The following is a 4,610-nucleotide window of genomic DNA, read 5'->3' on the forward strand; positions in this document are numbered from 1 at the left end:
CCGCCCCTGCCGGGATCCCCGCCGCCGGGGCCCCGCCCCCTGCCCGGCCCCTCGCCGGGCCGGTGCCGTACGTCCCGGCGGCTCACCGTGCCACCTCCCGGTAGATCTCCTCGAACCGGGCCAGGGAGGTCTGGTGGTCGTGGGTCAGGGCGATCGCGCGGCTCGCCGTCCCCATGGCGGCGCACAGGTCCGGGGAGTCGAGCAGCGCGGTCAGGTGGCGGGCCAGCCCGTGGACGTCGCCGGGGCGGTACAGGTGGCCGTTCTCCCCGGGCCGGACCAGGTGGGGCAGGGCCATCGCGTCGGCGGCGACCACCGGCAGCCCGGCGGCCATCGCCTCCAGCGTGGCGATGCTCTGCAGTTCGGCCGTGCCCGGCATGGCGAACACGTCGGCGGCGGCGTAGGCGTCGGGCAGCATGTCGTCCGGGACGAACCCCAGGAAGGTGACGCGGTCGCCGACGCCGATGCGCTGCGCCAGCCGCTCCATCGAGGCCCGCCGCCCGCCGGTGCCGGCCAGCGCGAGCTGCGCGTCGGTCCCGTTGAGGACGTACGGCAGCGCGCGGATGAGCTCGTCCAGCCGCTTCTCCTCGTCCAGCCTCCCGACGAAGAGCACGGTCCGGCGGTCGGGCAGGTCCATGGCCTTGCGCGCCCACGCCCGGGGCTCCTTGCGAGGCCGGAACCGGCCGAGGTCGATGCCGCAGGAGACCGGCTCCACGGGGCGGGTGAAGCCCTTGCCGGCGAGCAGCCCGGCCGCGATGCGGGTCGGGGTGGTGACCCGGTCCGCCCGGGAGAAGACCCGGTTGAAGTCGCGCCAGGCCAGGTCGCCCGCCCGGTCCCGGAGCGGCTCGGGGACGTGCGCGAACTGGAAGAGGTTGTCGGGCATGAAGTGGTTGGTGGCGACCACGGGCACGCCCGCCCGCCGGGCGGCCGAGATCGCCGCGCGGCCGACCACGAAGTGCCCCTGGACGTGGACCACGTCCGGGGCGATCGCGGCGACCAGCCGGTCGAGCCTGGCCGGAACCGAGATCCGCATGGTCGGGTGGACGAGCAGCGGCGCCGAGCGCAGCCGGTGCACGGTCACCCCGTCGACGTGCTCGGTCCTGGCCGGGCCGGTCTCCGAGGCGCAGACCACGTGCACGTCGTTGCCCCGCCGGGCGAGGCCCCGGGCCAGCCGGTGGGTGAAGTAGGCGGCGCCGTTCACGTCCGGCGGGTAGGTGTCGGTCCCGATCAGCACCCGGCACGGCCGGGTGCCGGAGGAGCCCGGTGCGGAGGCGGGCACAGAGGAGGGCACAGAGGAGGGCACAGAGGAGGGCACAGAGGAGGGCACAGAGGCGGGCGCGGAGGAGGGGAGCATGGAGGGGGACATGACCACGGGAGGGGCTCCGTTCATTGGTGTTCTGCCGTATTCGGAGGGGTTCGGTGGTTCTCAGGAGGGATGAGGTCGATTCGGTTGCGGAGGGGTTCAGCGGTCCTCAGACGGGACGAGGTCGATTCGGCCGGCTTCGACCGGGTCGGCAGGGGTCATCGGGCCGGCAGTCCGGGGGCGGGTGACATCGGGCTGCTCCGGGCCAGGGCGACGGTCCCGGCGGCGGCGAGCGCGCCGGCCGCCAGGGCGACGAGCGCGCTCACCGCGTCGGTGGGCAGGGGCTCGCCCAGCAGGAGGGCGCCGAAGGCGACGGCGGTGAGCGGATCGGTCACCTGCAGCGCGGCGAAGGCGACGCCGAAGTGGCCGACGGCGTAGGCGCGCTGCAGCAGGACGAGGGCGAGCAGCGCGGGCACCGGGACGGCCGCCAGGAACCAGGGCTCCCAGTTGCCGTCGATCAGCACCCGGGCGAGCGTGGCGGTCGCGCCGTACAGCACGCCCGCCCCGGTCGCGAGCAGCGCGGCCCGCGCGGCGGGGGGAGGACCGCCGCCCGGCGGCCCACAGCGCCAGGGACACGGCGGCCGCGCCCCCGAGCAGGACCGCCGCCTCCCCGGTGCCGAGGTACGGCGATCCGGTGTGCTCGGGCACCACCAGGACCAGGCCCATCAGCCCGATCGCGATCACCGCGGCGGAGGCGAGCTCACCGGGCCGCGGCCTGCGGTGCCGCAGCGCGGCGGCGCAGGGCAGGGCGAACAGGAGACTGGCCACGCCCATCGGCTGGACCACCGTGAGCGGGCCGTACTTCAGTGCGACGATGTGCAGGGCCGTGCCCGCGCCGATCGCGAGGCCGCCGAGCAGCCACCGGGGGCGGCGCAGCAGGCGGCGGAGCGCGGGTCCGGATGCGTGGGCCGCCTCGAACTGCTGCAGCGCCGCGCCCAGCGCGAAGAACAGCGACCCCGCCAGTGCCAATCCGACCGCGAGCACAGTCATGCGCACTCCTCCCAGAGCAGATCAAGACATGGCGAGATGACCGTGACGTCTCGCGGAGGCGTCCGGACGAGGTCGTGTGGTGGACCACTGGCAGCGTCCCGCGGCCGGGACGCCGGAACCATGGGGGATCGCCCTGAGTTCCACGGGAGATCCCTGAGATCCGCCCCGAAGGGGCGAGAGCCCGCCGGGCCGTCACGCGGCCCGGCGGCGCCGGCCGGTCACCGCCGATCGCCGCACTCGGGCGGCCGATGCCCGGCGGGCGCCGATGGGCGCCGGTCAGTCGGAGGCGGCCAGGACCGGCTCGGACTCCCGGTCCCCCTCCCGCAAGGAGGCCCGGCGGTGCCGCAGGTACCGGACCGCCTCGACGACCACGGTGATCGTCACGGCGATGCCGAGGCCGAGCAGCAGGCCCTTGATCGGGTCGTGCTCGAAGGCGGCGCCGCCCACGTAGCCGATCAGCGCGGAGTAGACGGCCCAGGAGACGGCGGCGAGCGCGTCGAAGAGGGCGAAGGAGCGGCGGGGGTAGGCCACCGCGCCCATGGTCAGGGTGCACGCCGTCCGGCCGCCGGGGATGTAGCGGGCCACCACCAGGACGAGTCCGCCCCGTTCGGCCAGCGCCCGCTCCGCCCAGGTGAAGGCCTTGCCCGTCCGCCGGCCGCCGCGCAGCCGGCCGTTGGCGGTCCGGCCGATGACGTAGGAGATGTGATCGCCGGCGAAGGCGCCCAGCGCCCCCACCGCGATCACCAGGGCCAGGTCCGGCGCGCCGGTCGAGGCGGCGAACACGCCCGCCGTGATGAGGGACGTCTCGGCGGGCACGATCGGGAAGAAGCCGTCGAGCATCGCCAGCGCGAACAGCGCGAGATAGATCCAGGGCGAGGCCATCGCCTGCTGGACCGCGTCGAGGATGGCTTGGGTCACGACGAAGCTCCATGCGTAGGGGGATCTGCCAGGGCACACTGACGGCCCGCGGTTCCGCAGGCAACCGGGATGATCCCTGAACCGGCGGCGCGGCACCCCTGAGATCCCTCAGGGTTCCGTCGTGGCGACCGTACGGATTCTGCCGGTTCCGCCGGTCGGCGGGCATCGCACGAACGGCCCCCCTCCCCCCCCTGACTTTCGTCAGGGGGATCCGGCACCTCCGGCGGAGGAGACGTGATCGGCGCGCCTGTACCGTCGCAGGGTGACGATTCCCCGGTCGGTCCGGCGGGACCTGCTGATCTGGGCGGTCCTGTGCGCTCCGCTGCTCGCGTCCCCGCCGTTCATCACCTGGTGGGAGGTCTCGGACGGCTGGGCGCGGGGGGTCTCGGCGGGCGCGGTGATCCTGGCGGCCGCGGTGCTCGCCCGCCGCCGGGCCCCGCTCGCCGCGGCGCTGACGGTCCTGGCCGCGGGCTCGCTGGACCTCGGGTACGGGGTGGCCACCGTCCAGCTCTCGTGGATCGGCGAGTCGGTGAAGCTGGGCCCGCTGAACGGGTTCACCCTCGCGACCGCGATCCTCAGCCACCGGGTCGGCCGCCGGGCGGCCCGCGCCCGCCCCGCCGCGCTGGCCTACACCGCGATCCTGGGCACGGGCGTCCTGTGCGTCCTGGCCGTCTCCTGCGGACCGGAGCCCGACCCCTCGGTTCCCGGGTTCTGGCTCCCCGTCCTGTCCGGTGTGCTGTTCAGCTCGGTCCTGCCCTGGTCGGGCGGCCTGCTGCTGCGCCAGCGCGCCGAGGCGCACGACCGGGAACGGCGCCTGGTGGCCGGTCAGGTCCGGCTCCGCGAGCGCAACCGCATCGCCCAGGACATGCACGATTCGATCGGCCACGACCTGGCGCTGATCGCCCTGCGGGCCGCCGCCCTGGAGATGGCGCCCGACCTGGACGAACGGCACCGCCGGGCGGCGGGGGAGCTGCGCGCCGCCGCCGCCGACACCACCGAGCGCCTCCGCCGGGTCATCGGCGTCCTGCGCGAGGACGGCGAGGCGCCGCTGACCCCGGCGGCGGAGAGCGTCGCCGGGATCGTGGACCGGGCGCGGGATTCCGGCATGCGGGTGGAACTGCGCGGTGCGGGCGGGCTCCGCGACCGTACGGCCTGCCGGATCGTCCAGGAGGCGCTGACCAACGTCGCCAAGCACGCGCCCGGCGCCCCGGTGACGGTCGAGGTGGCCACCGGACCGGGCGGGATCGAACTGGCCGTGGCCAACCCCGCGCCCGGCGGCGCGACGGCCCCCGCCGTGCGGTCGCCCGGCGGCGGGCTGGGCCTGATGGGACTGCGCGAGCGC

General features: G+C 75.6%; 4 protein-coding genes. 1 reads left to right on the forward strand and 3 read right to left on the reverse strand.

Annotation, left to right across the window (positions count from 1 at the left end; all coding sequences use genetic code 11):
• Positions 1-82: 82 nt before the first annotated feature.
• From ACWJ6R_RS30600 to ACWJ6R_RS30610, 3 genes are all read right to left on the reverse strand, one after another.
• On the reverse strand, positions 83-1,231 hold the full coding sequence (locus tag ACWJ6R_RS30600) for a glycosyltransferase (RefSeq protein ID WP_449065553.1): 1,149 nt from the start codon (positions 1,229-1,231) through the stop codon (positions 83-85).
• A 287-nt stretch (positions 1,232-1,518) separates the two neighbouring features.
• Entirely contained in the window at positions 1,519-1,857 is a 339-nt protein-coding gene (locus ACWJ6R_RS30605; RefSeq protein ID WP_449065554.1) for a hypothetical protein, read from the reverse strand.
• A 769-nt stretch (positions 1,858-2,626) separates the two neighbouring features.
• The gene (locus ACWJ6R_RS30610; protein ID WP_449065555.1) at positions 2,627-3,268 is read right to left on the reverse strand and encodes a DedA family protein; all 642 of its coding nucleotides are present in this window, start codon (positions 3,266-3,268) and stop codon (positions 2,627-2,629) included.
• Positions 3,269-3,530: 262 nt separating this feature from the next.
• Here ACWJ6R_RS30610 and ACWJ6R_RS30615 point away from each other — a divergent pair.
• Positions 3,531-4,610 (forward strand): sensor histidine kinase (locus ACWJ6R_RS30615; protein ID WP_449065556.1); only part of this gene is annotated, 1,080 nt, incomplete at its 3' end.

The sequence above is a fragment of the Planomonospora algeriensis genome (genome assembly GCF_977012225.1).